The organism is Paraburkholderia tropica, from assembly GCF_914484835.1.
GTDB classification, from domain to species: domain Bacteria; phylum Pseudomonadota; class Gammaproteobacteria; order Burkholderiales; family Burkholderiaceae; genus Paraburkholderia; species Paraburkholderia tropica_A.
Window position 1 is genome coordinate 1 of sequence record NZ_CAJZAR010000104.1, and the last position, 232, is coordinate 232.

The 232-nt window shown below is 53.4% G+C and carries 1 rRNA gene; it reads right to left on the reverse strand.

Annotated elements, in window-relative coordinates:
* Window positions 1-7 precede the first annotated feature (7 nt).
* Window positions 8-121 (reverse strand): 5S ribosomal RNA (rrf, locus tag LDO54_RS37440).
* Window positions 122-232 lie beyond the last annotated feature (111 nt).

Consider the following 232-nt stretch of genomic DNA (forward strand, 5'->3'; position numbering starts at 1 on the left):
ATAAGAAGCCTGACGATTACCTACTTTCACACGGGCAATCCGCACTATCATCGGCGTAGAGTCGTTTCACGGTCCTGTTCGGGATGGGAAGGGGTGGGACCGACTCGCTATGGTCATCAGGCATGACGGGTTGCTGCGTCGCGGTGTTATCGCGCCACAGCCAATCTGGAAGAAGCGTAAAGAGGTGTTTAATTCGGGCTGTGTTGTTTCTGGCACAACACTGATCTCAACC